Below are 458 nucleotides of genomic sequence, written 5' to 3'. Positions count from 1 at the left end.
AGGTGGAACGTGTTGCGCAGTGCATCGCCGACCACAGCGGCAACTGGCTGGAAAGCCGCATGTCGCGCATGGCCGGGCAGTTTGCCGGGATCCTGCGGGTGGCGGTGCCGGCTGAACATCACGATGGGCTGGTGGCGGCGTTGCAGGGGCTGGCCCAGTACGACATTCGTGTGCTGGTTGCAGAGAGCGGAGTGGAACCCTCTTGTACCTGGAAGCCGATTGCCATGGAACTGGTCGGCAATGACCGGCCGGGGATCGTGCGGGACATTACTCGTTTGCTGGCGGAGTTGCAGGTGAACGTGGAACGGTTCACGACAGAAGTGCGGCCGGCACCGATGAGCAGCGAGCCGTTGTTCCATGCCGATGCCTTGTTGGCCTTGCCTCTGGCCCTGCCGCTGGACGAGCTGCAGCAGCGGCTGGAGAGTCTGGCGGATGACTTGATGGTGGAGTTGCGGTTG

At 63.5% G+C, this 458-nt stretch carries 1 protein-coding gene; it reads left to right on the top strand.

The features are described 5' to 3' along the window. The coding region (locus QWI17_RS23550) for a glycine cleavage system transcriptional repressor (protein ID WP_302724989.1) at positions 1 to 458 on the top strand (458 nt) is incomplete at both ends.

This window comes from Gilvimarinus gilvus (assembly GCF_030518155.1).
Taxonomy (GTDB): domain Bacteria; phylum Pseudomonadota; class Gammaproteobacteria; order Pseudomonadales; family Cellvibrionaceae; genus Gilvimarinus; species Gilvimarinus gilvus.
The sequence above is the reverse complement of the archived record's forward strand: the minus strand, read 5'-3'. Positions and strand labels throughout refer to the sequence as shown.